Genomic DNA, 23,394 nt, shown 5'->3' with positions numbered 1-23,394 from the left:
TCACCCGGCAGCGGGTTTTTTTATGCCTGCCATGCGGCGCACGCCTGTATTCGATGGCATTGCGCCAGATCAGCTAAAATGATTCCACCAATACATTGAAACGGGAGTTCTCATGGCAAGCAAGAAACCGAGCAAAGTGGCAAAGATCGACATCGGCATTTCCGAGGCGGACCGCGCGAAGATTGCGGAAGGCCTGTCCGGCCTGCTGGCCGACAGCTACACCTTGTACCTGATGACCCATAATTTTCACTGGAACGTCAAGGGGCCGATGTTCAACACCCTGCACCTGATGTTCATGACGCAATACACGGAACAGTGGGCCGCGCTGGACCTGATCGCCGAGCGCATCCGCGCCCTCGGCTATCCTGCGCCGGGCACCTACAAGGAATTCGTCAAGCTGGCCTCGATCAAGGAAATCGACGGCGTGCCGCCGGCGCTGGACATGGTCAGCCACCTGGTATCGGCACAGGAAGCGACTGCGCGCACGGCGCGCCGCCTGTTCCCGCTGCTGGAAAAAGCCAATGACCAGCCGACGGCCGACCTGATCACGCAGCGCCTCGATTTGCATGAAAAGACGGCGTGGATGCTGCGCAGCCTGCTGGAAGAGTAATTGCCGGGCCTGCGGCGCTAATTCGCCCCTGCCTATTGACGCCATCAGGAATTGCGTTAGACTGTTTGTATATAGGTGTTTGGCAAGAATAATATCAGGCAGTAATACGCATTAAACCCCGTCGCTTATATAGGCTGCGGGGTTTTTTATTTTCGGATTCGCAAAGATGGAGGCATCATGGCTGAATGGGTAGGCTGGTTTGTGGCGGCTGGCGCGGTATTGATCCTGGAGCTGTTTACGGGCACGTTTTATTTGCTGATGATCGCCATCGGTATCAGTGCCGGAGGACTGGTGGCGCTGGCGGGCGGCAATGGCGGCTGGCAAGCCCTGACGGCCGCCATTGTCGGCGTGGCGGCCACCCTGTTATTGCGGCGCAGCCGTTTTGGCAAGGCGGCGCGGCGCGATGCGGCGCAGGATCCGAATGTCAATCTCGATATCGGCCAAAGCGTGGCGGTCGCGCATTGGGTCGATGGTGCGGCGCGCGTCATGTACCGCGGCGCCTTGTGGGATGTGGAACTGATTCCCGGCAGCGATACGCAAGCCGGCCATTACACCATACGCGCCGTGCGTGGCAGCCGTTTGATTGTTGGATAACCTGGAGAGTAGATTATGGAAGTAAGCATCGGAAGCATGTCGTTGATCTTGTTATTGCTGGCATTGGTATTTGTCTTCAAGACGGTCAATGTGGTACCGCAGCAGCATGCCTGGGTGGTGGAGCGCCTGGGCAAGTTCCATGCGGTATTGGGCCCTGGCTTGAATATCGTCGTGCCTTTTGTCGACCGTATCGCCTACAAGCACGTGCTCAAGGAAATTCCGCTCGACGTGCCGCCGCAGGTATGTATTACGCGCGACAATACGCAATTGCAGGTCGATGGCATTCTGTATTTCCAGATTACCGACGCCATGCGTGCTTCGTATGGCTCGTCGAATTATATCGCCGCCATTACGCAACTGGCGCAAACGACCTTGCGTTCGGTGATCGGTAAAATGGAACTCGACAAGACATTTGAAGAACGCGACCATATCAATACGGCCATCGTGAATGCCATCGATGAATCGGCGGCGAATTGGGGCGTCAAGGTATTGCGCTATGAAATCAAGGATTTGACGCCGCCCAAGGAAATCCTGCATGCGATGCAGGCGCAGATTACGGCTGAACGCGAAAAGCGTGCGCTGATTGCCGCCTCGGAAGGGCGCAAGCAGGAGCAGATCAATATCGCCAGCGGCGAGCGCGAAGCGGCGATTGCCCGCTCGGAAGGCGAAAAGCAGGCGTCGATCAACCGCGCCGAAGGCCAGGCCACGGCCATCGTCGCACTGGCGCAAGCCAGTGCCGAAGCGCTGCGCCAGGTGGGCGCCGCCATCCGCGAGCCGGGCGGCGAAGATGCCGTCAACCTGAAAGTGGCCGAGCAGTATGTGGGCGCGTTCGCGCAATTGGCGAAAACAAATAACTCGATTATCGTGCCGGCCAATCTGGGCGATATGAGCGGTTTGATCGCCACGGCGATGCAGGTGGTGAAAACGCAAAAGCCGAAAAGCGGTGTGGCTATTCCTTGATTGCCTGGTGAATAGCAAACTCGTAGCAAGTTAGTCGTCAAAACTGCCCGCCATATCGCGGGCAGTTTTCATTTGCGCTGCTGGAATATATGCTGGCGACAGGGCCCGAGTATCTGCGCTTTAAATGGCAATGTTGAAAATATTTTCTTTATGCTATGCTGTGCGCACTTTCGGGATTATATGCTGTCGTGCGACGCTTATCTTTTCGATTGAAGTAGAATCTGCTGCTCATGCATTGCGATGATTGAGCCGATATCCGCGGCGGATACTTGGGTAGTGTTTGAAAGTCGGTGCATAATTGGCGATAGTATTGCTCCCATGTATATTTTGAATTGCAATTTATGATTACTATAAATTGCAATGAAGCAGAAAGTGCTGCAAAATAAATACTGCCGATGGTGCTGCATTGAATCGCGATCGCACAAGGAAGGGAAGTCGGCGCAGACAGTCGGCCCGGCGCGATGTCCGCTCCCTGGATTGAAGACTTACATCATCTGAAGGTCGGGGAAGTCGGGTTTTTGGTAAAAGAATTGTAAAAAACAATCAAATCTCAAGAAAAATCACCTCAGTCGCGTTACAATTGGATAGAATTTAACTGTTCAGTTATATTTTTCAACTCACACAAGGAAATATCATGGATCTGTCCAGCTTATCCCTGTCCGAACTGCGCACCTTGCAGGACGACATCAAGAAGCAAATGAAGAAACGCGAACAGGACGATCTGTCCAAAGCGCGTGAACAAATCCTGGCAATCGCCCAGAGCGTTGGCGTTTCCGTAAAAGATCTGGTTGGTACCGGTATCCGCGCTAAAACCGGCACGGTCGCAGTACGCTATCGCAATCCGGATGATGCGACGCAGCAATGGACTGGCCGTGGCCGTCAACCGAAATGGGTCAAAGAGTGGACCGATTCGGGCAAGTCGCGCGATCTGCTGAAGGTTTGATCCTGAAGGTTTAACAAACCGTTCATTCGGATGCTTGTCCTGTGGAGTAGTACAGGTGTAGTACAAGGCAGCATGCAAGCATCCGGAACTTTCCTGATTAATCGTCTTTGGCCAGGCAGGCAAAGCTGATTCATTCGTTTATCTCCATGGTATTTTCGATAATACTTGTCTTATTCCCGCAGTATCTCTTCCTTTTCCTGTTTTCATCCCATTGCGCTGTGCATTTCCGTTTGCCGCAGGTACCGGCAAAATAAAACCCGGCATATAGCCGGGCTTGGTGGTATTGGCGCAGATCGCTGCGCGTGGTGCCGGATCAGCGGCGGTGCGACTTCATTGCCGCCTGCACTTCGCGCGCGCCGTCGCGGTCGCGTTCCGCTGCCCGCTTGTCGTGCTGTTTCTTGCCCTTGGCCAGGCCGATTTCGCATTTGACGCGGCCGCCCTTGTAGTGCAGGTTGAGCGGCACCAGCGTATAGCCGGAGCGTTCCACCTTGCCGATCAGTTTATCCATTTCCGCACGGTGCAGCAGCAGCTTGCGCGTGCGTACGGCTTCCGGGTGGATGTGGGTAGAGGCGGTCGGCAGGGCGCTGATATGCGCGCCGAACAGGAAGAGTTCATCGCCGCGGACGACAACGTAGGCTTCCTTGATTTGTACGCGGGCGTCGCGGATGGCTTTGACTTCCCAGCCTTCCAGCACGATGCCGGCTTCGTAGCGATCCTCGATAAAGTAGTCGTGGAAGGCTTTTCTGTTGTCTGCTATGGTCATGAGATGGTAAATGTGCGCGGGTCGGTTAAACTACTGTCTCGCGCAAGCGCGATAAAATCAAATGTATCCAACATCATAGCAAATGGTTCTTCAATGGCAGTAGTACATAAATCAGTTTTTCTCGGCTATAGCGCCGAACAAATGTTCGCGCTGGTGGCGGCGGTGGAGGATTATCCCAAATTCCTGCCCTGGTGCGGTGCGGTCGAGATTCGCGAGCGGGGCGAGAACACGGTCGTCGCCAGCGTGGGCATACATTACCACGGCGTGCGCCAAAGCTTCACCACGTCCAACGAGAACGTGCCGCCGAGCTCCATCAAGATGAAGCTGGTAGACGGTCCTTTCAAGACCCTCGACGGCGTGTGGACCTTCAAGGCCCTGCGTGAAGATGCGTGCAAGATCGAGCTGGACCTGCATTACGAGTTTTCCAGCCGTGTGCTCGAGCAGATCATCGGCCCCGTCTTCGGCATGATCGCCAACAGCATGGTCGATTCCTTCTGCAAGCGCGCGGAGACGGTGTATGGCTGAAGTGAGCATCCAGGTGCAAGTTTGCCATGCTTTGCCGGATAGCAGCTTCCTGCGCACCTTGACGGTGGCTGCAGGCGCCACCATCAGGCAGGCGGTGGAGCAGAGCGGCTTGCTGCAGGAAGTCCCCGGCATCGACCTGGCCGTGAATATGGTCGGCATCTATGGCAAGAAGAAGCCGTTGGACACCGTCTTGCGCGAGCATGACCGGATCGAGGTGTACCGTCCGCTGCAGGCGGACCCGAAAGAAGCGCGCCGCCGGCGTGCCAGCGGCAAGCCCGCCAAGACCTGACGGGTCTGGAAGAGGGCAGGGCTGCGGCTTGCGGCTGGCCCTGGCGGGACATTTTTTTGCTATTTCCAAATATCTTTTCTATGCTGCAAGGACGGAGGGCGCTTTTTTCTGTATAATCTGCTTTTGCGCCAATAGGAAATGCTATGCGTCTACTTCAAAAAGCACTCACATTCGATGACGTGCTGCTCGTCCCAGCCTACTCCAACGTTTTGCCCGCCGATACGTCCCTCAAAACTCGTCTGACCCGCAATATCACCCTGAATATTCCCTTGCTGTCCGCAGCCATGGATACGGTGACGGAAGCCCGCCTCGCGATCGCGATGGCCCAGGAAGGCGGCATCGGCATCATTCACAAGAATTTGAATCCGAAAGACCAGGCGCGTGAAGTGGCCCGCGTGAAGCGTTTTGAAGCCGGCGTGCTGCGCGACCCGATCACGATTCCGCCGGAAATGAAAATCCGCGACGTGATCGCCCTGACGGAACAATACGGCATCAGCGGTTTCCCTGTCGTCAAGGGCAAGGAAGTTGTCGGCATTATCACCAACCGCGATTTGCGCTTTGAGCAGGAACTCGACGCGGAAGCTTCCGCCAAGATGACCCCGCGCGAAAAACTCGTGGTCGTCAAGGAAGACGCCGATACGGCCGAAGCCAAGCGCCTGATGAACAAGCACCGCCTCGAGCGCGTGCTGGTCGTCAACGACGCGTTCGAACTGCGCGGTCTGATCACCGTCAAGGATATCCAGAAGTCGACTTCCCACCCGTTCGCGTCGAAAGACAGCCAGGGCAAGCTGCTGGTCGGCGCTGCCGTCGGCGTAGGTGCCAAGGATGAAGAGCGCATCGACCTGCTGGTCGCTGCCGGCGTCGACGTGCTGGTGGTCGATACGGCCCACGGCCACTCGCAAGGCATCCTCGACCGCGTACGCTGGATCAAGACCAAGTATCCGCAAGTCGAAGTGATTGGCGGCAACATCGCTACGGCCGCCGCCGCCAAGGCGCTGGTCGAATACGGCGCCGATGCGGTCAAGGTCGGCATCGGTCCTGGCTCGATTTGCACCACGCGTATCGTCGCCGGTGTGGGCGTGCCGCAAATCACGGCCATCTCGAACGTGGCCGAAGCGCTGGAAGGCACGGGCGTGCCATGTATCGCCGACGGCGGCATCCGCTTCTCGGGCGACATCTCGAAAGCGCTGGCCGCTGGCGCCTCGACCGTCATGATGGGCTCCATGTTTGCCGGTACGGAAGAGGCACCGGGCGAAGTGATCCTGTACCAGGGCCGCAGCTACAAGTCGTACCGCGGCATGGGTTCGCTGGGCGCGATGTCCGATGGTTCGGCTGATCGTTATTTCCAGGACGCCACGATGAAGGCCGACAAGTTCGTGCCTGAAGGTATCGAAGGCCGCGTGGCCTACAAGGGCAGCGTGCTGGCGATCATCTTCCAGCTGGTGGGCGGCGTGCGTCAATCGATGGGTTACTGCGGATGCGCCACCATCGACGAACTGCGCGAAAAAGCGGAATTCGTGGAAATCACTTCGGCCGGCATGCGCGAGTCGCATGTCCATGATGTGCAGATCACGAAAGAAGCGCCTAACTACCGCTCCGAGTAAGCGTACTGGAGAAACTGTCCATGGCTGCGTTCCAGTGCCTCGCCGTACTATTCGTACTGTCTTCGGCACTGCGCCTTGCCCTGAACAGTTTTCCAGCTACGCTATTGTGGTAGCGAAAGTCCAGACCGGCGCCCAGTGCGCCGGTTTTGCAATTGACCCTGAATAAAGCTCCGACCATGCACTCTAAAATCCTCATTCTCGATTTCGGTTCCCAAGTCACCCAGTTGATCGCCCGCCGCGTGCGCGATTCCGGCGTGTTTTCCGAAGTCTTCCCGTATGACGTCAGCGACGAATTCGTGCGCAACTACGGCGCCGCCGGCGTGATTCTGTCGGGCAGCCACAATTCCACCCTGGACGGCGATTCGCCGCGCGCGCCGCAAGCCGTGTTCGAGCTGGGCGTGCCCGTGCTGGGCATCTGCTACGGTATGCAAACCATGGCGGCCCAGCTGGGCGGCAAGGTGGAAAACGGCCTGGTGCGCGAATTCGGCTACGCCGAAGTACGCGCCCGCAGCCATACCAAGTTGCTCAACGGTATTGCCGACTTCGTCACCGATGAAGGCCACGGCATGCTGAAAGTGTGGATGAGCCACGGCGACAAGGTGCTGGAAATGCCGCCAGGCTTCAAGCTGATGGGCAACACCCCGAGCTGCCCGATCGCCGCCATGGCCGACGAAGAGCGCCAGTTCTACGGCGTGCAATTCCACCCGGAAGTGACGCACACGGTGCAGGGCAAGGCCATGATCGGCCGCTTCGTACATGAAATCTGCGGCTGCAAGTCGGACTGGAACATGCCCGACTACATCAGCGAAGCGGTGGAAAAGATCCGCGCCCAAGTCGGTACGGATGACGTCATCCTGGGCCTGTCCGGCGGCGTCGATTCGTCCGTCGCGGCAGCCCTGATCCACCGCGCCATCGGCGACCAGCTGACCTGCGTCTTCGTCGACCACGGCCTGTTGCGTCTGGACGAAGGCAAGATGGTGATGGACATGTTCGCCAAGAACCTGGGCGTGAAAGTTATCCGCGTCGATGCGGAAGACCAGTTCATGGGCCACCTGGCCGGCGTCACCGACCCCGAGCAAAAGCGCAAGATCATCGGCCGCGAATTCGTCGAAGTCTTCCAGGTCGAGTCGGGCAAGCTGGTCAACGCCAAATGGCTGGCGCAAGGCACGATTTACCCGGACGTGATCGAATCGGCCGGCAAAGGTAAAAAGGGCCAGACCATCAAGAGCCACCACAACGTGGGCGGCTTGCCGGACACCATGAAGCTCAAATTGCTCGAACCTTTGCGCGAACTGTTCAAGGATGAAGTGCGCAAACTGGGCGTCGCGCTCGGCTTGCCGCATGACATGGTCTACCGCCACCCATTCCCGGGCCCGGGCCTGGGCGTGCGCATCCTCGGCGAAGTCAAGAAAGACTATGCCGACCTGCTGCGCCGCGCCGATGCCATCTTCATCGAAGAATTGCGCAACACGCCGTACGAGTTCGTCGCCGGCCAGGCCGTCGACCCGGACGCGCTGCCAGCGAACTGGTACGAAGCGACCAGCCAGGCGTTCGCCGTCTTCCTGCCCGTCAAATCGGTGGGCGTGATGGGCGATGGCCGCACCTACGAATACGTGGTGGCCCTGCGCGCCGTGCAAACGCAGGACTTCATGACGGCCCACTGGGCGCACCTGCCGCACAGCTTGCTGGGCAAGGTCTCCAACCGCATCATCAATGAAGTGCGCGGCATCAACCGCGTCGTCTACGATATTTCGGGCAAGCCGCCGGCGACCATCGAGTGGGAATAATCTCCCGTCCGGCACCGTAAGGTAACGCCGGGTCAATGAAACAGCTAAGCCCCTGATTTTTCAGGGGCTTTTTTTATTTTGTCTGGCAAACGCAAGCAACCCACGGCAGAGCCAAGCACGTTTTTTTGTGGGTACGGTTATGGGTACTCAACTTGCTGCCTGGAATATTTCACATTTGGTTCCCACCGCCCATTTGGCACGGTGAGGGTATCGGTGAGGGTGTTTATTAGGCTAAGTATATGATTTTAAAAGTATTTATGGATCCCTGGCGCGCTCGTCGCGGCGAGGGTATCTGGACCTCGTGAGTAGCAGCAGATGTCACTTTTTTTTCGTGCTAAGTGATTGATTGTTTGAAATACATCCGGTGCCAATACAGACTTTGTATGAATGGGAGGTGTCTATGCTGACCGATACAAAATTGAAAAACCTGAAACCAGCAGAGAAAGCCTACAAGGTGCCAGATCGTGATGGCATGTATGCGACGGTGCTCCCCAGTGGCACGATCTCGTTTCGCTATAACTACCGCGTCAATGGCCGGTACGAAACCTTGGTGCTCGGACGCTACGGGGCGGGTGGCTTGAGTTTGCACGAGGCGAGGGAACGCTTGCAGGAAGCGAAGAAAGCGCAATCGGAAGGCAAGTCCCCGTCGCGCCTCAAAGCCCAATCGCGCCATCAGTTGGCCGCTGGAGAACCATTCAGCGTCTGGGCAGAACGTTGGCTAATAAAGTACAAAATGGCGGAGTCGACGCGGGAAATGCGGCGCTCGGTGTATGAACGCGATCTGAAGCGCCCATTTGGCAGTCTCTTGCTGCATGAAATAACGCACAACGAGTTACGTTCCGTATGCGACGCCATCCTCGCACGTGGCGCCCCTGCGACGGCCGTGCACGCGCGCGATATCGTCAAACTGGTCTTCAAGTATGCGGAACAACGGGGACAACAGATAATCAACCCGGCGGATCTGGTTGCTCCCTCATCCATTGCCGTATTTGAACCACGCGACCGCGCGTTGGGGGCCGAAGAGATCGCGCTGTTCTACGAACATATCGAATACGTGCAGTGCGCGCCGACCTTGCGCCTGGCTTGCAAATTACTGTTGCTCACCATGGTGCGCAAATCCGAATTGACGGACGCAACATGGAGTGAGGTGAACTTTACCGATGCTCTATGGACTATTCCGGCCCGACGTATGAAGCGCCGCAACCCCCACAATGTCTATCTGTCGCGCCAGGCGTTGGATATGTTCGTTGCGTTGCGTACCTGTGCTGGCACATCCGATTATATTTTGCCATCGCGATATGACCCTGATGTGCCGATGAATGGTGCTTCGCTCAATCGCATCCTGGTGTCAGTCTGCGCCACGGCACGAGACTGTGGGAAACAACTGGCCGATTTTTCGCCGCACGATTTGCGGCGAACAGCATCGACCCTGCTGCACGAAGCCGGCTACAACACCGATTGGATCGAAAAATGTCTTGCCCACGAGCAGAGGGGCGTGCGAGCCGTGTACAACAAGGCTGAGTATTCGGTGCAGCGCCGAACCATGCTGCAGGAGTGGGCAGACATGATCGACGCCTGGACAAAGCTGAAAGAGTGAGAGACTACCTGAGCGCTTTGCGTTGCACAGGCTGTGCTTGCGGCACCGCTGGCAGGCGTGCCGCCGCTTGCTGTTCTGCGATCCAGGCGTCCACTTCCTTGAGGTCCCAGGCGACCAAACGCGAGGTGATGCTAAAGCGCCGTGGAAACTGCCCTCGTTTTTCAAGGTTCAGGATGGTCCGCTCGCATAGCGGCACCTTTTGCAAAAGCTGGCGGCGTTTAATGAGGACCCGGCCAGGTATCCTGAGGTCGCTCTCGGTAAGCGTACGTGCTGCGCGGGGTGATCGGCTGGCTTTCTGAGCAGCCTGACGCTGGCGCTTGATGCCGCCGATAATTGCCCGCTGACCAAAGGCTGGATACACCGAGGGGGCAAAGGGCGATTGGTTCGAAGGGGGATTGTATTTCATGATGAACTGTCTCCATGACCGATGACGGATGATCCTGAGCCATGGTGGCTGCGCTGATCGTGGTCATCAAGTTGAAAACAGGCATATTTTGGTAGCATTTCACGGCAATTGATGGATGCTGTAGCGGCGGCCGTCAGTGGCGTGTAGCCGATCGGTCGTGATCATGTGGGAAAGCGTTGGAATGTGAATGGCCTATGAGACTTTTCCGCCGCTCCGGTCCCTTGAGAAGTGTCTGTATCCGCTGAGTACCTGTTACCTCTCTACGACGATGGTGCCGGCAGCGTAGCCCGGAACAGTAGAGATGGGCGGTCCGCTGGACGGTTTTCAGCGTAGGTACGAACATTTCTTCGAACAGCTGGAGCGTGCCGGCGCAGGACGTCCACTGGATACATACCGGCGCCTGTAGGGCAGTGATGTCAATCGCGATGCAATGGCTTAATCCGCAGATTTCCCGCTCTTCCTCAGACAACGCTCCGCACACCAGCAGAGCCTTGTCGTGGGCATGGCACCACTTGATCAGTTGCCGGACATCCTTCGGGGCGAACCTCGATGCCTGCTCGATCACGATCATTGCAATGCCGTTGTGTATCAGGGGTGTGTCCAGGGGAGACATACAGGCGGTCCCTGGGGCCATGCGATAGGCCGGCCCAAACGCGGTTTCCATCGCAGCGATACACCATGCCTGGGTCACAGGCAGTTCACTGCAGAGCATCATTTTTATGCACATGGCTTCCTCCGTACCGGCGCAGTGGTTTTAGTCTCCCTATCCGCGATGCGGGTAGCAAGGCTTATTAAGCCTGTCAGGGGCTCGCGGACGCCTCTTCGCTCATCTCCGTGGCAGCATCGCTCAAAACGCTCTCAGGGGCCGCATTGGGCTCTGGGGCGCCTGATTGTTGAGGTGCTCCGTTGAACGATGTGTGCATGGCGGATCCCTCTCCAGGGGATGGATGGCTGTTCGTTGTGGTGGCTTTGCGTTCGGATACGGGCAGGGCATTGATGCGTTTGAGCAGGCCCAGGGACAGCGCGCGCGTGGTTGCGGTCACTGCACGCACGGTTTTCTTGATCTGCGATTTTTCGGTAATGAGCTGGCTTGTCGAGAGTGCCTCGTCAATGCACAGGGTTTCGAGCATGGGCATGAGCTGGTCGACTTTGCTGATCAATTCCAGTAATCGCCGGCCGAACATGGAAAATACTTTCGCTTCGATGGCAAGAGGTTCGATGTCATAGCTGGCCAAGTCCGTGATGCCATGTTGATGGCACAGTTTCTCGAAGGTGACGATACTCTGGTTGGCCAAGGCAATGCGCGCGTCAAGCATGGTGCGCAATTCCTGTTCTACTTTATCGACATCCTCGGCTGGTAATTTCATCCTGGCAAAGACGGAAATAAAATGGAAACTCGCTTGTGAGACGTAGAAGCATCGCAAGTACAAACGCTTGCCTTCCGGACTGGCGAGCGTGATATTGACCTTGCGGCTGGCAGATTCGACACGCGTCAGATCGGCGGCGGCCTCCTTGGCCAGCAACTTCCTGTTGGCTTCGCCGTGATCACGCGTGACGATCAAATGGGTGGGAGCTGGGTGGTTCATGATGATGTCCTTGAAAATGCCCATGGGGCTACATGACATGGTGGACTCGCCATCATGCTGATTCAAGAGGAATGCACGGAGCTTTGGAAGCGTATTTGCGGGTACTGCGCTCGCTAGTGTGGGCGGCCGATAATCGCATTGAGGCGTACGCAACCGGGGTTCCCACCGCAGGTGACTTTGCTGATGGCATTTTTCGTCGAACCTGTGTTGACAGGCAGGTGAGGGCGGCCTAAAGTCAGTACATCATCGCAGCAGCTAGCCCTGCATCGTCCGGCAAGCCTGTCAATTGCGCCCAGCGCGCCGCAGCACCGATTGGATCGTCTCCTGTTTCCAGGCCCGGCGACCGTGTTTCTGAAGAACGAGAGTGTTTTGACGCGCCGCGTGCACCGCGCCGTTACGTCAAAACACTTTGCATGCGTTTTCAGGACGGTAGCTGGCATCCCCGCCGAAACGGCATCAGCCGTCAGTATCAAGCCAGTCAATTGAAGTTCCGGTGCGTCGTAGCAACCGGATGATCTATTTCCCCCTTTGGGACGATGCATCCCGAGAGGGAGTTGCCTTGTCCCTTTTTTTGTGCGAGGCAATCATGAGCAGATATCAGATCAACTATTGTCGCGTCCCCCAGGATAGGGACGCTTCTTTCCATCCTGGCGTGCCGCGCGCACCTGCGAACAAGGTATCCGCGCGCGAGACGAATGATGACGCGATTGAATTTTCAGAAGAGGAGTTGGTGGCATTGCACTGGTGGCTATTACGCAAAGTAAGTCTGCTCAGCGACCCGCGCACGCCCCTGGACGAGAAGTTTGAACTGGTTCGTTGGGTGTTCACGGATCCGGTTCGGGATACGCAGCCGTTTTCCTTCGTCAATTGTATGAAGGTGGTAAGTGGCAGTCCGTTGTCGCAGCTACCATTCATCGGCGCTATTGATGCGCAGGAGGTGCGCGATTGGATTGGTTCCCAGTTGTGCTGTTGGTTTCTGAGTTCGCTGCAGGACTACCCCGAGTGGGCCCGCCAAGCGGTACTGGCAAAGCCAGACTGGATTTCCGACAATTTATTCAAGAACCCGCAGTGGATGAATGAGCAGATCAAGCTCCATCAATCCGATCTTTTTACATCGCTGGGTGCAGCAAAAGATGAGGATTGCTTGCGTGGACATGTCGGTAAGTCTGGACGCCAGGTAAATACGAAGGGAGGGCGCCATGCTTGATGCCTTCATTGCCGCTGCATTCCCTTCCGTTCGCTTCTGTCGGGTGCGGGACATCGATGAATTGATTTTCAGAATCAAGGAAAGCGAGATTGTTGTGGGGAAGGCAGGTCGGGTTTTTTACCTCGGTCAAGAACTGCGGTTAATACGCTTGTCCTTAGTGCCGGGCGGTTTTCAGGTCGATCCCCAGCGTGGACGTCCGGACAGAAGAGCGATGTCCTTCACTGTAAATGAACTGCTGTCTGGGGAAGTTGGCGTTGCCATGGATCAGGCGTGGCTGTTTGCACGCCGCGTAACGTACCCGTGCGAAGGCAATTTTTCTTGGGGCCTGACATGGGGAGGTCAACATGACCAGAAACGAGGAAGAATTTAACGCGCATTTTCAGCGGGTTAAGCAGCGCGCGTTTGGACGGTGGACGGAAATTCTGCTGGCGCTGGGCGTGGATGCGAAAGTGCTCAATCAACGTAATCAGCCATGTCCCTTGGGTGATTGCGGTGGCACTGACCGGTTTCAATACACGGACAAATTTGGCCACGGCAACTATATTTGCCGTGGCTGCGGCGCCGGTGGCGGATTCAAATTGTTGATGGGCTGCTTAGGGCTGAGTGCTGTTGATGCACTTGGCAAAGTGGACAGCTACCTGGGTATGCGTGCGCCGAGGCCACCGATCTCGCTCGCGCAGGATTCACGTGCCGAACGCGATGGTCTGATTCGGAAGATTCTGGCTGAAACGATGCCAGTGATGCCAGGAGATGAGGTGGACAGGTATCTGCGGAACCGGGGCGTGAACCTGGAACGCTACCCGTCGACGCTGCGCATGCATCCTGCGTTGGGTTACTACGAGCGTCATTTGGTTACGGGTAAACCTGTTGTGGTGCGCCGCTACCCTGCCATGGTGGCCTGTGTGCAGGATAAGAGTGGTCACACGGTGTCGTTGCATCGGACATATTTGAGCAATGGCGAGAAGGCCCGCGAATGCGCAGTCAAGAAGTTACTGTGCGCTGGCATCGATGGCGCTGCCATTCGTCTGGCGCCATCCACAGACGAATTGGCGGTGTGTGAGGGTATCGAGACAGCGCTGGCGGTCATGAAACGTTCGCATCAGCCAGTGTGGGCGGGGGTGAGTGCCGGGAACCTGGAAAAGCTATGGATTCCGGAAACAGTCAAACGCCTGCGCATTTACGCTGACAACGATGCGCACGCATTTTTTGATGGCCAGGCCGCAGCCTATAGCCTCGCGCGTCGCTACCTGAAATCCCATGCACGGCGGGCAGGGCGATCGGCCGAGGTGTTTGTGCCGAAGTCGGCTGGCGCCGATTGGGCAGAGGTGCTATTGAAAATTTCACACCGCACTTGTCGTGCGGCGTGAGGTGCAGAGAGCAAAACAGTGAATCTGGCGCGGTGGCCGGTTGGTCGCCGCATGTTGGCGCAATGCTGCGCCCACGTGGAATCGAGTACATTCCGCGTGCTTGACCCTGCGGGGATGCGCTCCCGCCAGGGAGTTGCATCGCCCGCTTTTTTCATGGAGGTTGTGATGAAAACAGGACGTCATTTGGATCAAATTATCGTCGAACTTGAGCGGCAGGCCGTACTTAAGAAGGACATGATTGTGCCGGCAACGAAGCTGGTGAGTGAGACGACAGCGGCAGGACAGTGCAATCTCGTCATTGATGAACCCTATGGCAAGAAACGATACCTGATGAACGACTTTACCTGCGCGCAGCTGGCAAAAAAACTGGATATACCATTGCCGTATTTTAAGCGTATGCGTTCGTTCGATACCGAACTGCTTGATGAAAACATCAATGCGTGGCTCAGAATCAATGCCACAGATAGCTATATGGTACGGACCTTGGCGGGGCGGGCCAGAGCCTTCTTGTCGTCGCGCTTCCGTCGGCTCGACAATATCGATTTGGCCCACTGCATTTTACCGATCTTGCTTAAACTGCCGGGTGCCCGTTTTGAGTCGGTGGAGCTGACAGAAAACAAGATGTATTTGAAGGTGGTCAGTGCCGAGGTGACCCATGAGATCGCGCCAGGAGACGTGTTGCAGGCCGGCGTCGTGGTCAGCAATTCGGAGATCGGGGTGGGACGGCTGCGTGTGGAGCCGTTGATTTATCGCCTGAAATGTAGCAACGGGCTCATCGCTTGTGAGCGCTCGATGCGGAAAAACCATGCTGGGCGTTTGCTGGAGTGTGGCGATGACGTTATTCTGCAAGATGACACAGTGGAGGCCGAAGATCGCGCGATCTTTCTGAAAGCGCGGGACATGGTGCAGACCGCTGTGTCGGAGACAACCTTTCAACTGATATCGGACAAGATGCGCAAGACCATGGGCATCACATTGACGGGTGATCCGGTGAAGGCTGTGGAGGTGTTGGCGAATCGCTTCGTATTGAACGAGGCGGAGCGAGCAGGGGTATTGCGCCATTTCATTGCGGAACACCAAATGAACGGTTACGGCTTGCTCAATGCGGTGACAGGCTACTCGCAGGAAGTGGATGACTATGATCGTGCCACTGAGTTCGAGGAGATCGGTGGAAAGATGTTGGAGTTGTCGGGTAGGGAATGGCAACAGATCGTCGAAGCTGCATAAGTTGGTCGTGGCATGGTTGAAAAATCCCCGGGGGCATCTTTTCGCCACCGGGGAGTGGTATTAATCGCCTGCGGAGCACCGCATATTGCTGTCACACCCTAGATCGATGTCGTGTTCATCTGTGGAACAGAATTTGATCCCCTATAAGTGTTTTTAAATCAAAGGACTGAAGGGGGGGCGTCTTGGACGGTAGATGATTACTGCGCTGCTTCAAGTAACGCGCTGCGATATGATTTTTTCAATGACATGAATGCTGTTGGACATAGGGTTTCAGCTGCTTTGAAGGTTTTAGCACAGTAGTTTGGCTTGTCGCTCTCTAGCAGCGCTGCGCCGCTATCTAGCACTGTGAGCGTTGGACCGAAATGGATTCCCTTGCTCAGCTCACTCAAAGCACCTAGCTGATCCGAATTGCCCTGCATGATACAAGCCATCACTCCGAATTCCTGTAGTTTTCGAAGCTCTGCTGACATGTCATCGCAGTGCAAGTCCATCGTGCCAAGATCATAAAGAACGGCACTATATGCGACCTGAAGATCCACATTTAGAGCCCTGTTGTTGTATAGAATTGCTACTAGCCCAATGGGAAGAATGACGACTGCGCCTGCTAGTTGGAAGATCGGGTTCGTCAGGGATTCAATGATGCCTGAATACCAAGCAAGAACGGCATATGCGGTTGCCAGAGCAATTGCAAGTGCAGCGATTAACTGTCCATGCCAGAGTGCGGTTCCTGTAGAAATAAGACCAATAATAAGTAAAACCGAAGATACGACGCTGTGCATGTGTTCTCAATTAGATGGATTATTGCAAGATATTGAATGGACGTTAGCTGCCAATCGGGCCGCAGATTGTGATGTCAGAGGGTCGAAAAATTCAGTACATTTTTGACGCGCCCGACGATTTTTAACGTGTTTGCGACTTTGGCCATTTTTACCGTGGTTGGTTTGTAGCGCGTGTTCTCGCAGCGTAGGAGGAGTCCCTCGCCCACCGCGATCTCTACGTGTCTCACAAGCACCTTTTCCTGATACTCAAGTACGTAGATACCATTGATATCTATTTCGTGGACACACGCATCAAAGAAATACAAGGATCCTTCCGGGATTAATGGGGCCATATCGTCGCCACGCATTAGGCCCGCTAAGTCGTTGTCATTGAGCAAGGCTGCCTGTACCAGTAAATGGCCGATCCAGTCAAAGGGCGGGGCCGCTTGGCCATACACTTGTTGGCGCACGCCAGGCGTTAATTGTTGCCGTGGGAAAGGGATGCGATGCGACGTTAATCCCAAGATCCAGTTCGCATCCATGTCGAACTGCAGGCAGACAATGGCGAGCGATTTGAGATCGGGCAGACCTGGTTTTTCTTGATCGATCCAGCGCGCCACTGTTTGCAGCGCCCGGCCGGTAATCTGGCTCAGGAAGTGTTCGCGTTGTCCTGGATGTATCCCCCGTCTGTCGAGTTCTGCAATGAGCCGTTGCCGGACACCAGGGACGATATCAATGTCAAGTTCGCGGACGGCCTCTCTGGTAAGCGGGATGTTATTGCTTATTGTCACGATTTTTGTCTCCAGGCCGGGGTAAAGTGAGAGACCTTTGTTTGTTTGTAGATTATTTGTAGCAGTTGTTACAGGCGTATTTTTATGGGGCAGAGCTTGATTTTAGAGCGAGAATCGGATTTCCTCCAGTGAAAGTTTGCCAAAGTACATATAAATATTTTGATTCGATTAGCAGTTGCTATTGACCTTTGAAATTTTGCGGAGTAGTCTTTTTTTAATGTGCTATTGCCTTCGTGCGTAGTCGGCTTACCCATGACTTCGCTATTCAGTTGGCCGACCTGGCAGATTTGCACAGCGGAAACCGGATTAATGACCACGCCCCGCCATCGCGGGGCAAAGCGGGGTGGACCATGGAAGACGCGATTCGATATACGGAAGTGCAGTACCTCAACTTGAATTACTTACTCACTATCCAGGTGGGTCTGAAGCATGATCCCCTGGCCACTTGCTGTACCTTTCACCTCGACACAGCCTCAGCCGAGACGCTTGCTGCAATGAGCGTGGACTCATTGCAGCTGCTGGCCGCGAGCATGTCGCACGAAAGTCTGTTTAAGCCAATAGGTAATTTTAAAACTCTCCTTGAAACACCGCCCGTATTGGCCATGACGTTGTGCCGGGTCGGCGCTGTGGATCAGGATGCATCCTGTGGACCATCGCGTGCCGGCCAGACAACTGCGGCCCGTGTGCGCGTTGCATAGGTGACGTATGGCGTACGAACATGCTGAGCGACACATTCAGGCCCTACAGCTCGCCAAATCCTGCGTCGAACACGGTGCGCGTATGAAAACTGTCGCTTATTTGACTGGATTGAGTGGGTCTCTGTTGCGGGAATATTTTTATAATGACCGGCCAGCCACCGGTGGTCGATGGCCCAGTTCGCAGGATTGGTACCATATGGCGACACTGGTGCAGCGTGCTGAGGCGTCACTGATTGCTAGTATTTTTCAGTTCTTGCGCACACAGCACGCCTGTTCGGCACGCAAGGCCTTGGTCTGCGCCTACAAGATGTATCGAGAGCGGTGGAGTGGCCGTTCCAGCATCTCGTTTGACCGTGCTTTCGAGCTGATCGCGAGCGTGGAGGGCATTTGGACCCACCATTCATCGCAATTGACTCTGCACACCTGCCCTCGGTGCCGCTGCCGTTATCTGATTGCACTCGGGGATACATCGGCGGACCACTCCGGGTGTGTGTTCTGCAAGCTCATCAAACGCTATGCCACTGATTCCCGTATTCAATCGAGCTTTGCTGGCAAACCTGACCTGCGTCTGGCCGTAAAGCAAAATTAGTCATTGAATGGATTGTTCAGAGTTTTCTTGTCGTTCTTTATTGCCGAGTTAAAAAGGGCTTTGATGGTCAGGTAAAACGGAATCTCCGCCTCGCTGTCGTTCTGTCTAGCCCACGCCTATCACCGCCGCGCCAGCACATGTCCTTGTCCGGCCAAATTGAGCAGCGAACCCCGCGCCTTCAGCGCCGCGTTGCACTCCGTCCAGTTGGTCCTTCGATACTTCGGTTTGCCAGGTGCGCACATGCCGACAGTTTACCCGAGCCGCGATTCAGGCGTCGCTGGCGGAAATTTGTGCAACAGAGCCACGACGAAGTGCCCGCCCTGATCGCTAGGCTGGAACTGTGCCTGGCGCAATCGCGATTGCAAGCCGATGCTGGCCCATTCGCCCAGGGTAAGAATCAGGCCAAACTAGGCCGGACGTAGTGCGACGCCGTCGAAGAGGGCGTCGATCAGCTGGTCGGCGTGCAGTTCCGCCTGTTGCGCCGTCATCGAGTCGATGCCGTAGATGCCTTTGAGCAGGTTCATCGACGATTGCACGGAGGTCAGCATGCCGGTCATCATGATGCTGCCAAACTCGACAGGATAGCGCTTGAGCAGTCCCTGTTCCTGGCACTCGAGGATCAGCGCGTCGAGCCGGGCGTGGAAGGGCTTCATGTACGTGGCGATGATCCAGTCCAGCCTGGGGCCACCCTGGGCCACTTCCTTGAAGACCAGCGCATGCGCGGCCGGGTGCAGCACATTGATCACGGCAAACGTCTTCAGCTGCGCCTTCAAGTGCGTCAGCGGGTCGGCCGACGCCAGCGTCCGGTCCACCGTGCGGGAAAACTCTTCCGCTTCCGCATACGCGCCCGCCACGACGGCACGCCACAACCCCTCCTTGCTGCCGAAGTGGTAATTCAACAGCGGCTGCTTGACGCCGGCCCGCTGCGCGATCGACAGCACCGACGCGCCTTCATAGCCCTTCTGCGAAAACTCGATCTCGGCCGCCTGTATCAGCCTCTGCTTGCCATTCGCTTCTGGCGCCGCCGCCGGCGGCGTGCCGGCATTGAAGAGCGGGGTTCGCCAGGCAGGGGCGGCTGGTGTGGATTGCTTGTCGTCTGCTGTCATATTTTTCATTCAAGGTCGCGCCGCCGGATTGTTCTGCCCGGTTTCCATTTCATTCTGTCGCGCAGCCGCAACGCTGCCCACTTGCGCGCCATTATACGGCGCGCGCGCCGTGCGCCGTCGTCCGATGCGTGCCGCGTAATTGCTGTTGACTTCAAACTTATAACTATATAAGCTTCGCTGATACTTATATAAATTGACGTGGCGGACGCAGCGCCATGACAGGAGACAGACATGCAAGAAACAGACGTACCGGTGCTCATCGTGGGCGCCGGCCCTATCGGCATGCTCATGGCCGCCTTGCTGGCGGACCGGGGCATCGCCTCTCTGATCGTGGAGCAGCGCGACGATCTGCACCTGGCGCCGCAGGCCCATGTCATCAACAGCCGCACGCTGGAAATTCTCGCGGAAATCGGCATCGGCGACGACGAGCTGGCCAGCATCGCCACGCATGCGGATGGCGCCAGCCATGTGACGTGGCGCCGCACCCTGGCCGGCGGCGACCTGGCCAGCATCGATATCGGCGGCCCCGCATATGCGGCGAAGCTGGCGCGCTCCAGCGGCAAGGTCACGCGCAATATCCCGCAGCACCAGCTGGAGCGCCTGCTCTTCCAGCACCTGTCGCGGCGCGTGCCGTGCCGCACGGCGTTCGGCCACACCTGGCTGGGCGCGCAGCACGGCGAGGATCACGCCATCTCGCGCCTGAAGGATGGCGCCACGGGCAAGGAGTACCGCGTGCGCAGCAACTGGATCATCGCCGCCGATGGCGCCGGCAGCCGCGTGCGGCGCGAGTGCGGCATCGCGATGGAGGGGCAGACGGACCTGGCCAACCTGATCACCATCAATTTCGAGGGCGATATCCGCCATCTGGTGCAAGACCGGCCGTCGATCCTGTTCTGGATCATGTCGGCCCGCTGTCCCGGTACGTTCATCGTGCACGACGCGGCCCGCTATTCGGTGTTCATGACGCCGTATTTCCCCGCCTGCGAATCGCCGCGCGACTATCCCGTCGAGCGCTGCGAGCGCATCGTGCGCGCCGCGCTGGGCGACGACGCCATGCCGCTGCGGGTCACCTCCACTTCCAGCTGGACCATGCAGTCGCACACGGCGCAACGCTATGCGCAAGGCCGGGTTTTCCTCGTGGGCGATGCTGCACACCGCTTTCCGCCGACGGGTGGCCTGGGCCTGAACACGGGCGCGGCCGATGCGCATAACCTGGCTTGGAAGCTGGCGCTGGTCATCCAGGGCAAGGCGGGGCAGGCGCTGCTGCAGACCTACGAAGAGGAACGGCGGCCGGTGGCACTGGCCAATGGCCAGGCCAGCACGGTGAATCACTACAAGATGCGCGAAGTGAGCGATGCCCTGGGCTTGAACATGGACCATTTACCGCGTCTGGCCAGGCTGCGCGCCAGCCTGGTGGCGCGCAGCCTGCCGCGCGCCGTGCGCAGCGGCGTCAAGCGGCTGCTGGTAGCTCCCATCGAGGCGCGCACGGACAAGGTGCAACTGGCTGCTGGCGGCCGGCATGCGCGGCAACGGCAGCGGGTGCAGCAGGCGGCGGAAAACCAGTTCGCCCATTTCAATACGATCGGGCTGGATCTGGGCTACCTATATCGCAGCGCTGCCGTGCGCGGGGACGGCAGCCGCGCGCCGCAGGCCGGCGATCCGGTGCTGGAGCACCTGCCGTCGTTCCATCCCGGCGCGCGCTTTCCCCACTTTCATCTGGCGGCGCCCGCCGGCGTGAAACTGTCGTCGCACAGCCTGCTCGGCGGTGAACGCTTCGTATTGGCGGGCATGGGTTGCCACGCAGGCACCGCGCATGACCTGGCGCGCCAGGCCGCCGCCGCGCTGGGCGTGGCGTTGCACGGGGCCGATCTCGACGCGCTCGTGCATCCGGACGACGTTAGCCGCCTGGCCGGCTTCAACCAGCAGCAGCCGGATGGCCTGTTTCTCGTGCGCCCGGACGGCCATGTCGCGTGGCGCCATGCGCACGCGGATCTGCCGCACGCGGATGACTTGATCGGCATCTTTGCCAGCCTGTTCCATCTTGGTCTGCCCGCCCGGGCGGCCGCTCTTCACTGAAGGTATCACCGTGATTTCAACTCAAACAGATAGCCACCGCGCGCGCGGCGGCGAAACGGCGCCCGTCGCCATCGTCGGCGCCGGCACGGCCGGCTCCGTGCTGGCGCTGCTGCTGGCCCAATATGGCATCCGCAGCGTGCTGGTGGAGCGCGGCACGCAAGCCGACCCGCATCCGCGCGGCAACGTCTGGTCGATACGCTCGATGGAAGTACTGCGTTCGATCGCGCCGGAGCTGGCGGACGATTTCCGGGAAGCGAGCGCGCCGCCGCTCAAGCTGCGGTACATCACCTGGTGCACCTCGCTGGCCGGCGTGGACCTGGGCCGCTGCGTGCCGCTCGGCGATCCCGCCCACACGGCGGCCTTGCTGGCATGCAGCCCGTGCCGTCCCTTGCACCTGTCGCAGAATGTGGCCGATCCTATCCTGCGTGCGCAAGTGCTGGCGCAGCCGCTGATCGAATTTCTGCCCGGGCATGCGCTGGTCGCGCTGTCGCAGGAAGCGCAAGCGGCCACGCTGACCCTGGCGCACCGCGCCAGCGGCACGACGAGCCGGCGCGCGGCGCGCTACGTGATCGGCGCCGATGGCGCTGCCAGCGCCACGCGCGAGGCGCTGGGCATCGCCTCGGCGACGACGCCCTTGCAGGCGGTGGCGCAGATACATTTCCGGGCAAATCTGGCGCACCTGACGTCGGCCCGTCCCAGTCCCCTGTACTGGATACTCAACGCCGACGTGGCCGGCGCGCTGTCCGCGCACAAGGCCGACGACAGCGAATGGGTGCTCAGCTGCGCCGTGCTGCCGCCGCACGTGGCGGCCGCCGACATCGGCGATGCGCAGGCGCTGGCCATGGTGCGCGCGGCCATCGGCGACGCCGGGGTGCCGGTGGAACTGATGTCGGTGCGCCCGTGGAACATGGAATTGCGCCGCGCGGCGACGCTGCGGCGCGGTCGCGCGCTGCTGATCGGCGACGCGGCGGCCGGCTTTTCCGCCATCGGCGGCTTCGGCATGAACCACGGCATCCAGGATGCGGCCAGCCTGGCCTGGCGCCTGGCGCTGCTGCTGCGCGCCGGCGATGCGACCGCCTTGCGCGACGTCTTGCTGGACAGTTATGTCAGGGAGCGCCAGCAGAGTATCGACGACCATGCGCGCCGCACGCGCGAGCTGTCCGGCCTGTCGGACCAGGTGATGGGCGCGGCGGGCCTCGATCCCGCGGGACTGGGCAAGCTGGCCGCGCTGTCGGCATCGGCCCCCGTGCGCCTGCTGCCGCGCGCGCTGGCGCGTAAGCTGATCGGCGGCTTGCTGTCGGGCGGCCTGAAACCGCTGGCCAGGCTGGCCGAGGTGTCGGACGACGGCGCCGCATTGCGCGCCCGCGTGCGGCGCGCCATCGACAGGCAGCGCGAAGTGTTCGTCACGCTGGGCATGGACCTGGGTCACGCGCTGTCCTGCGGTTTTGTCTGCCGCGAGCCGCATCCGCATCCCCGTTCGCCGAACGAACATACCGAGTACTGGCCCACCACCAGCCCTGGCGGCCTGATTCCCCACGCGTGGAGCGGGCAGCGCGGCAGCGACGTTTCCACGCGCGACCTGGCGCGCCAGCAGCCGCTGACCCTGCTGGTGCAGGCGTCGCAACAGGCTGCATGGCTGGCCGCACTCGATGCCGTCAATGCGCAATGGGGCATACGCGTCGCCTGTCCCCGCGTCGACGACAGCGACGCGGCCCAGTTCCGCCTCGCCGCGCCAGCCTTTGCGCAGGCGCTGGAAATGGAGCCGGACGGCGCGCTGCTGGTGCGCGGCGACGGCGTGGTGGTGTGGCGCAGCCGCCGCCGCTGCGCCGCGCCCGCGCAAGCGCTGGCGGACGTCTTTGCCACCCTGTTTTCCCACAATAACTACCAATCCTGATGCGCAGGACAGACCCC

At 58.4% G+C, this 23,394-nt stretch carries 23 protein-coding genes and 1 pseudogene; 17 read left to right on the top strand and 7 right to left on the bottom strand.

The features are described 5' to 3' along the window. The first annotated feature begins 112 nt into the window (after positions 1-112). The 4 genes from O3298_RS15385 to O3298_RS15370 all read left to right on the top strand — a co-directional run bounded on the left by O3298_RS15385 (position 113) and on the right by O3298_RS15370 (position 3,107). Complete coding sequence (locus O3298_RS15385) at positions 113-610, top strand: Dps family protein (RefSeq protein WP_034752224.1); 498 nt, start codon at positions 113-115, stop codon at positions 608-610. A gap of 177 nt (positions 611-787) precedes the next feature. After that, positions 788-1,204 carry an NfeD family protein gene (locus tag O3298_RS15380; RefSeq protein ID WP_099664321.1) on the top strand — a complete coding sequence of 139 codons (417 nt, stop codon included), beginning with the start codon at positions 788-790 and terminating at the stop codon, positions 1,202-1,204. 15 nt (positions 1,205-1,219) lie between these two features. After that, positions 1,220-2,164: an SPFH domain-containing protein gene (locus O3298_RS15375; protein WP_099664320.1), complete on the top strand. Its 945-nt coding sequence runs from the start codon at positions 1,220-1,222 to the stop codon at positions 2,162-2,164. A 634-nt stretch (positions 2,165-2,798) separates the two neighbouring features. Further along, positions 2,799-3,107 carry an H-NS family nucleoid-associated regulatory protein gene (locus tag O3298_RS15370; protein WP_010397665.1) on the top strand — a complete coding sequence of 103 codons (309 nt, stop codon included), beginning with the start codon at positions 2,799-2,801 and terminating at the stop codon, positions 3,105-3,107. Positions 3,108-3,420: 313 nt separating this feature from the next. Here O3298_RS15370 and smpB read toward each other — a convergent pair whose 3' ends face one another. Beyond that, complete coding sequence (gene smpB / locus O3298_RS15365; RefSeq protein WP_034784131.1) at positions 3,421-3,870, bottom strand: SsrA-binding protein SmpB; 450 nt, start codon at positions 3,868-3,870, stop codon at positions 3,421-3,423. A gap of 93 nt (positions 3,871-3,963) precedes the next feature. Between smpB and O3298_RS15360 the strand changes: the two genes are divergently transcribed. The 5 genes from O3298_RS15360 (at position 3,964) to O3298_RS15340 (ending at position 9,672) form a co-directional block, all read left to right on the top strand. Further along, positions 3,964-4,395: a type II toxin-antitoxin system RatA family toxin gene (locus O3298_RS15360; protein ID WP_034752216.1), complete on the top strand. Its 432-nt coding sequence runs from the start codon at positions 3,964-3,966 to the stop codon at positions 4,393-4,395. Then, positions 4,388-4,684, top strand: coding sequence for an RnfH family protein (locus O3298_RS15355; protein ID WP_289913801.1), 297 nt, complete (start codon positions 4,388-4,390; stop codon positions 4,682-4,684). Before O3298_RS15360 ends, O3298_RS15355 begins: the two co-directional genes overlap by 8 nt. Positions 4,685-4,827: 143 nt before the next feature. Further along, a complete protein-coding gene (gene guaB, locus O3298_RS15350; RefSeq protein ID WP_034752206.1) occupies positions 4,828-6,288 on the top strand; it encodes an IMP dehydrogenase in 1,461 nt (486 codons plus the stop codon). Positions 6,289-6,464: 176 nt separating this feature from the next. Further along, complete coding sequence (gene guaA / locus O3298_RS15345) at positions 6,465-8,075, top strand: glutamine-hydrolyzing GMP synthase (protein ID WP_101480991.1); 1,611 nt, start codon at positions 6,465-6,467, stop codon at positions 8,073-8,075. Positions 8,076-8,475: 400 nt separating this feature from the next. After that, positions 8,476-9,672, top strand: coding sequence for a site-specific integrase (locus O3298_RS15340; RefSeq protein WP_305059933.1), 1,197 nt, complete (start codon positions 8,476-8,478; stop codon positions 9,670-9,672). A gap of 4 nt (positions 9,673-9,676) precedes the next feature. Here the strand turns inward: O3298_RS15340 and O3298_RS15335 are convergent, their stop codons facing one another. Beyond that, complete coding sequence (locus O3298_RS15335) at positions 9,677-10,078, bottom strand: AlpA family transcriptional regulator (RefSeq protein ID WP_289913799.1); 402 nt, start codon at positions 10,076-10,078, stop codon at positions 9,677-9,679. An 800-nt stretch (positions 10,079-10,878) separates the two neighbouring features. Next, the gene (locus O3298_RS15330; protein WP_289913798.1) at positions 10,879-11,664 is read right to left on the bottom strand and encodes a DUF1845 domain-containing protein; all 786 of its coding nucleotides are present in this window, start codon (positions 11,662-11,664) and stop codon (positions 10,879-10,881) included. A gap of 586 nt (positions 11,665-12,250) precedes the next feature. Between O3298_RS15330 and O3298_RS15325 the strand changes: the two genes are divergently transcribed. The 4 genes from O3298_RS15325 to O3298_RS15310 all read left to right on the top strand — a co-directional run bounded on the left by O3298_RS15325 (position 12,251) and on the right by O3298_RS15310 (position 15,465). Beyond that, a complete protein-coding gene (locus O3298_RS15325; RefSeq protein ID WP_289913797.1) occupies positions 12,251-12,871 on the top strand; it encodes a hypothetical protein in 621 nt (206 codons plus the stop codon). Beyond that, positions 12,864-13,241 carry a hypothetical protein gene (locus tag O3298_RS15320; protein WP_305059932.1) on the top strand — a complete coding sequence of 126 codons (378 nt, stop codon included), beginning with the start codon at positions 12,864-12,866 and terminating at the stop codon, positions 13,239-13,241. Before O3298_RS15325 ends, O3298_RS15320 begins: the two co-directional genes overlap by 8 nt. Continuing rightward, entirely contained in the window at positions 13,216-14,238 is a 1,023-nt protein-coding gene (locus tag O3298_RS15315; RefSeq protein ID WP_289913795.1) for a toprim domain-containing protein, read from the top strand. The genes O3298_RS15320 and O3298_RS15315 overlap by 26 nt, the downstream gene beginning before the upstream one ends. A 165-nt stretch (positions 14,239-14,403) precedes the next feature. Next, a complete protein-coding gene (locus tag O3298_RS15310; protein ID WP_305059931.1) occupies positions 14,404-15,465 on the top strand; it encodes a DUF932 domain-containing protein in 1,062 nt (353 codons plus the stop codon). Between the two features lie 197 nt (positions 15,466-15,662). Here O3298_RS15310 and O3298_RS15305 read toward each other — a convergent pair whose 3' ends face one another. Together O3298_RS15305 and O3298_RS15300 are read right to left on the bottom strand one after the other, a co-directional pair. Then, on the bottom strand, positions 15,663-16,244 hold the full coding sequence (locus O3298_RS15305) for a hypothetical protein (protein WP_289913793.1): 582 nt from the start codon (positions 16,242-16,244) through the stop codon (positions 15,663-15,665). Positions 16,245-16,318: 74 nt separating this feature from the next. Beyond that, positions 16,319-17,014: a S24 family peptidase gene (locus O3298_RS15300; RefSeq protein ID WP_289913792.1), complete on the bottom strand. Its 696-nt coding sequence runs from the start codon at positions 17,012-17,014 to the stop codon at positions 16,319-16,321. A 350-nt stretch (positions 17,015-17,364) separates the two neighbouring features. Here O3298_RS15300 and O3298_RS15295 point away from each other — a divergent pair, with 350 nt between their 5' ends. Both O3298_RS15295 and O3298_RS15290 read left to right on the top strand, forming a co-directional pair. Then, positions 17,365-17,712, top strand: a complete 348-nt coding sequence (locus O3298_RS15295; protein WP_305059930.1) for a hypothetical protein — start codon at positions 17,365-17,367, stop codon at positions 17,710-17,712. Positions 17,713-17,719: 7 nt separating this feature from the next. Beyond that, positions 17,720-18,301 (top strand): FlhC family transcriptional regulator, encoded by a 582-nt coding sequence (locus tag O3298_RS15290; RefSeq protein WP_289913791.1) that lies wholly within the window; start codon positions 17,720-17,722, stop codon positions 18,299-18,301. A gap of 35 nt (positions 18,302-18,336) precedes the next feature. On the opposite strand, the pseudogene O3298_RS15285 reads toward O3298_RS15290, so the two are convergent. Both O3298_RS15285 and O3298_RS15280 read right to left on the bottom strand, forming a co-directional pair. Beyond that, positions 18,337-18,543, bottom strand: a pseudogene (locus O3298_RS15285) (transposase); the annotation flags it as partial. A 165-nt stretch (positions 18,544-18,708) separates the two neighbouring features. Then, positions 18,709-19,407, bottom strand: coding sequence for a TetR/AcrR family transcriptional regulator (locus O3298_RS15280; protein WP_289913789.1), 699 nt, complete (start codon positions 19,405-19,407; stop codon positions 18,709-18,711). Positions 19,408-19,638: 231 nt separating this feature from the next. On the opposite strand from O3298_RS15280, the gene O3298_RS15275 reads away from it, so the two are divergent. Together O3298_RS15275 and O3298_RS15270 are read left to right on the top strand one after the other, a co-directional pair. Next, complete coding sequence (locus O3298_RS15275; RefSeq protein ID WP_289913788.1) at positions 19,639-21,483, top strand: FAD-dependent monooxygenase; 1,845 nt, start codon at positions 19,639-19,641, stop codon at positions 21,481-21,483. 10 nt (positions 21,484-21,493) lie between these two features. After that, positions 21,494-23,377: an FAD-dependent monooxygenase gene (locus O3298_RS15270; protein WP_289913786.1), complete on the top strand. Its 1,884-nt coding sequence runs from the start codon at positions 21,494-21,496 to the stop codon at positions 23,375-23,377. Positions 23,378-23,394 lie beyond the last annotated feature (17 nt).

This window comes from Janthinobacterium sp. SUN137 (assembly GCF_030587265.1).
GTDB classification, from domain to species: domain Bacteria; phylum Pseudomonadota; class Gammaproteobacteria; order Burkholderiales; family Burkholderiaceae_D; genus Janthinobacterium; species Janthinobacterium kumbetense.
Note: the sequence above shows the minus strand (reverse complement) of the source record. Positions and strands in the feature narration are given on the sequence as shown.

What these genes read in the sequence shown, in the direction of transcription:
- O3298_RS15385 (WP_034752224.1), top strand. Translation starts at nt 113, where the DNA reads ATGGCAAGCAAGAAACCGAGCAAAGTGGCAAAGATCGACATCGGCATT.
- O3298_RS15380 (WP_099664321.1), top strand. Translation starts at nt 788, where the DNA reads ATGGCTGAATGGGTAGGCTGGTTTGTGGCGGCTGGCGCGGTATTGATC.
- O3298_RS15375 (WP_099664320.1), top strand. Translation starts at nt 1,220, where the DNA reads ATGGAAGTAAGCATCGGAAGCATGTCGTTGATCTTGTTATTGCTGGCA.
- O3298_RS15370 (WP_010397665.1), top strand. Translation starts at nt 2,799, where the DNA reads ATGGATCTGTCCAGCTTATCCCTGTCCGAACTGCGCACCTTGCAGGAC.
- smpB (WP_034784131.1), bottom strand. Translation starts at nt 3,870, where the DNA reads ATGACCATAGCAGACAACAGAAAAGCCTTCCACGACTACTTTATCGAG.
- O3298_RS15360 (WP_034752216.1), top strand. Translation starts at nt 3,964, where the DNA reads ATGGCAGTAGTACATAAATCAGTTTTTCTCGGCTATAGCGCCGAACAA.
- O3298_RS15355 (WP_289913801.1), top strand. Translation starts at nt 4,388, where the DNA reads ATGGCTGAAGTGAGCATCCAGGTGCAAGTTTGCCATGCTTTGCCGGAT.
- guaB (WP_034752206.1), top strand. Translation starts at nt 4,828, where the DNA reads ATGCGTCTACTTCAAAAAGCACTCACATTCGATGACGTGCTGCTCGTC.
- guaA (WP_101480991.1), top strand. Translation starts at nt 6,465, where the DNA reads ATGCACTCTAAAATCCTCATTCTCGATTTCGGTTCCCAAGTCACCCAG.
- O3298_RS15340 (WP_305059933.1), top strand. Translation starts at nt 8,476, where the DNA reads ATGCTGACCGATACAAAATTGAAAAACCTGAAACCAGCAGAGAAAGCC.
- O3298_RS15335 (WP_289913799.1), bottom strand. Translation starts at nt 10,078, where the DNA reads ATGAAATACAATCCCCCTTCGAACCAATCGCCCTTTGCCCCCTCGGTG.
- O3298_RS15330 (WP_289913798.1), bottom strand. Translation starts at nt 11,664, where the DNA reads ATGAACCACCCAGCTCCCACCCATTTGATCGTCACGCGTGATCACGGC.
- O3298_RS15325 (WP_289913797.1), top strand. Translation starts at nt 12,251, where the DNA reads ATGAGCAGATATCAGATCAACTATTGTCGCGTCCCCCAGGATAGGGAC.
- O3298_RS15320 (WP_305059932.1), top strand. Translation starts at nt 12,864, where the DNA reads ATGCTTGATGCCTTCATTGCCGCTGCATTCCCTTCCGTTCGCTTCTGT.
- O3298_RS15315 (WP_289913795.1), top strand. Translation starts at nt 13,216, where the DNA reads ATGACCAGAAACGAGGAAGAATTTAACGCGCATTTTCAGCGGGTTAAG.
- O3298_RS15310 (WP_305059931.1), top strand. Translation starts at nt 14,404, where the DNA reads ATGAAAACAGGACGTCATTTGGATCAAATTATCGTCGAACTTGAGCGG.
- O3298_RS15305 (WP_289913793.1), bottom strand. Translation starts at nt 16,244, where the DNA reads ATGCACAGCGTCGTATCTTCGGTTTTACTTATTATTGGTCTTATTTCT.
- O3298_RS15295 (WP_305059930.1), top strand. Translation starts at nt 17,365, where the DNA reads ATGGAAGACGCGATTCGATATACGGAAGTGCAGTACCTCAACTTGAAT.
- O3298_RS15290 (WP_289913791.1), top strand. Translation starts at nt 17,720, where the DNA reads ATGGCGTACGAACATGCTGAGCGACACATTCAGGCCCTACAGCTCGCC.
- O3298_RS15280 (WP_289913789.1), bottom strand. Translation starts at nt 19,407, where the DNA reads ATGACAGCAGACGACAAGCAATCCACACCAGCCGCCCCTGCCTGGCGA.
- O3298_RS15275 (WP_289913788.1), top strand. Translation starts at nt 19,639, where the DNA reads ATGCAAGAAACAGACGTACCGGTGCTCATCGTGGGCGCCGGCCCTATC.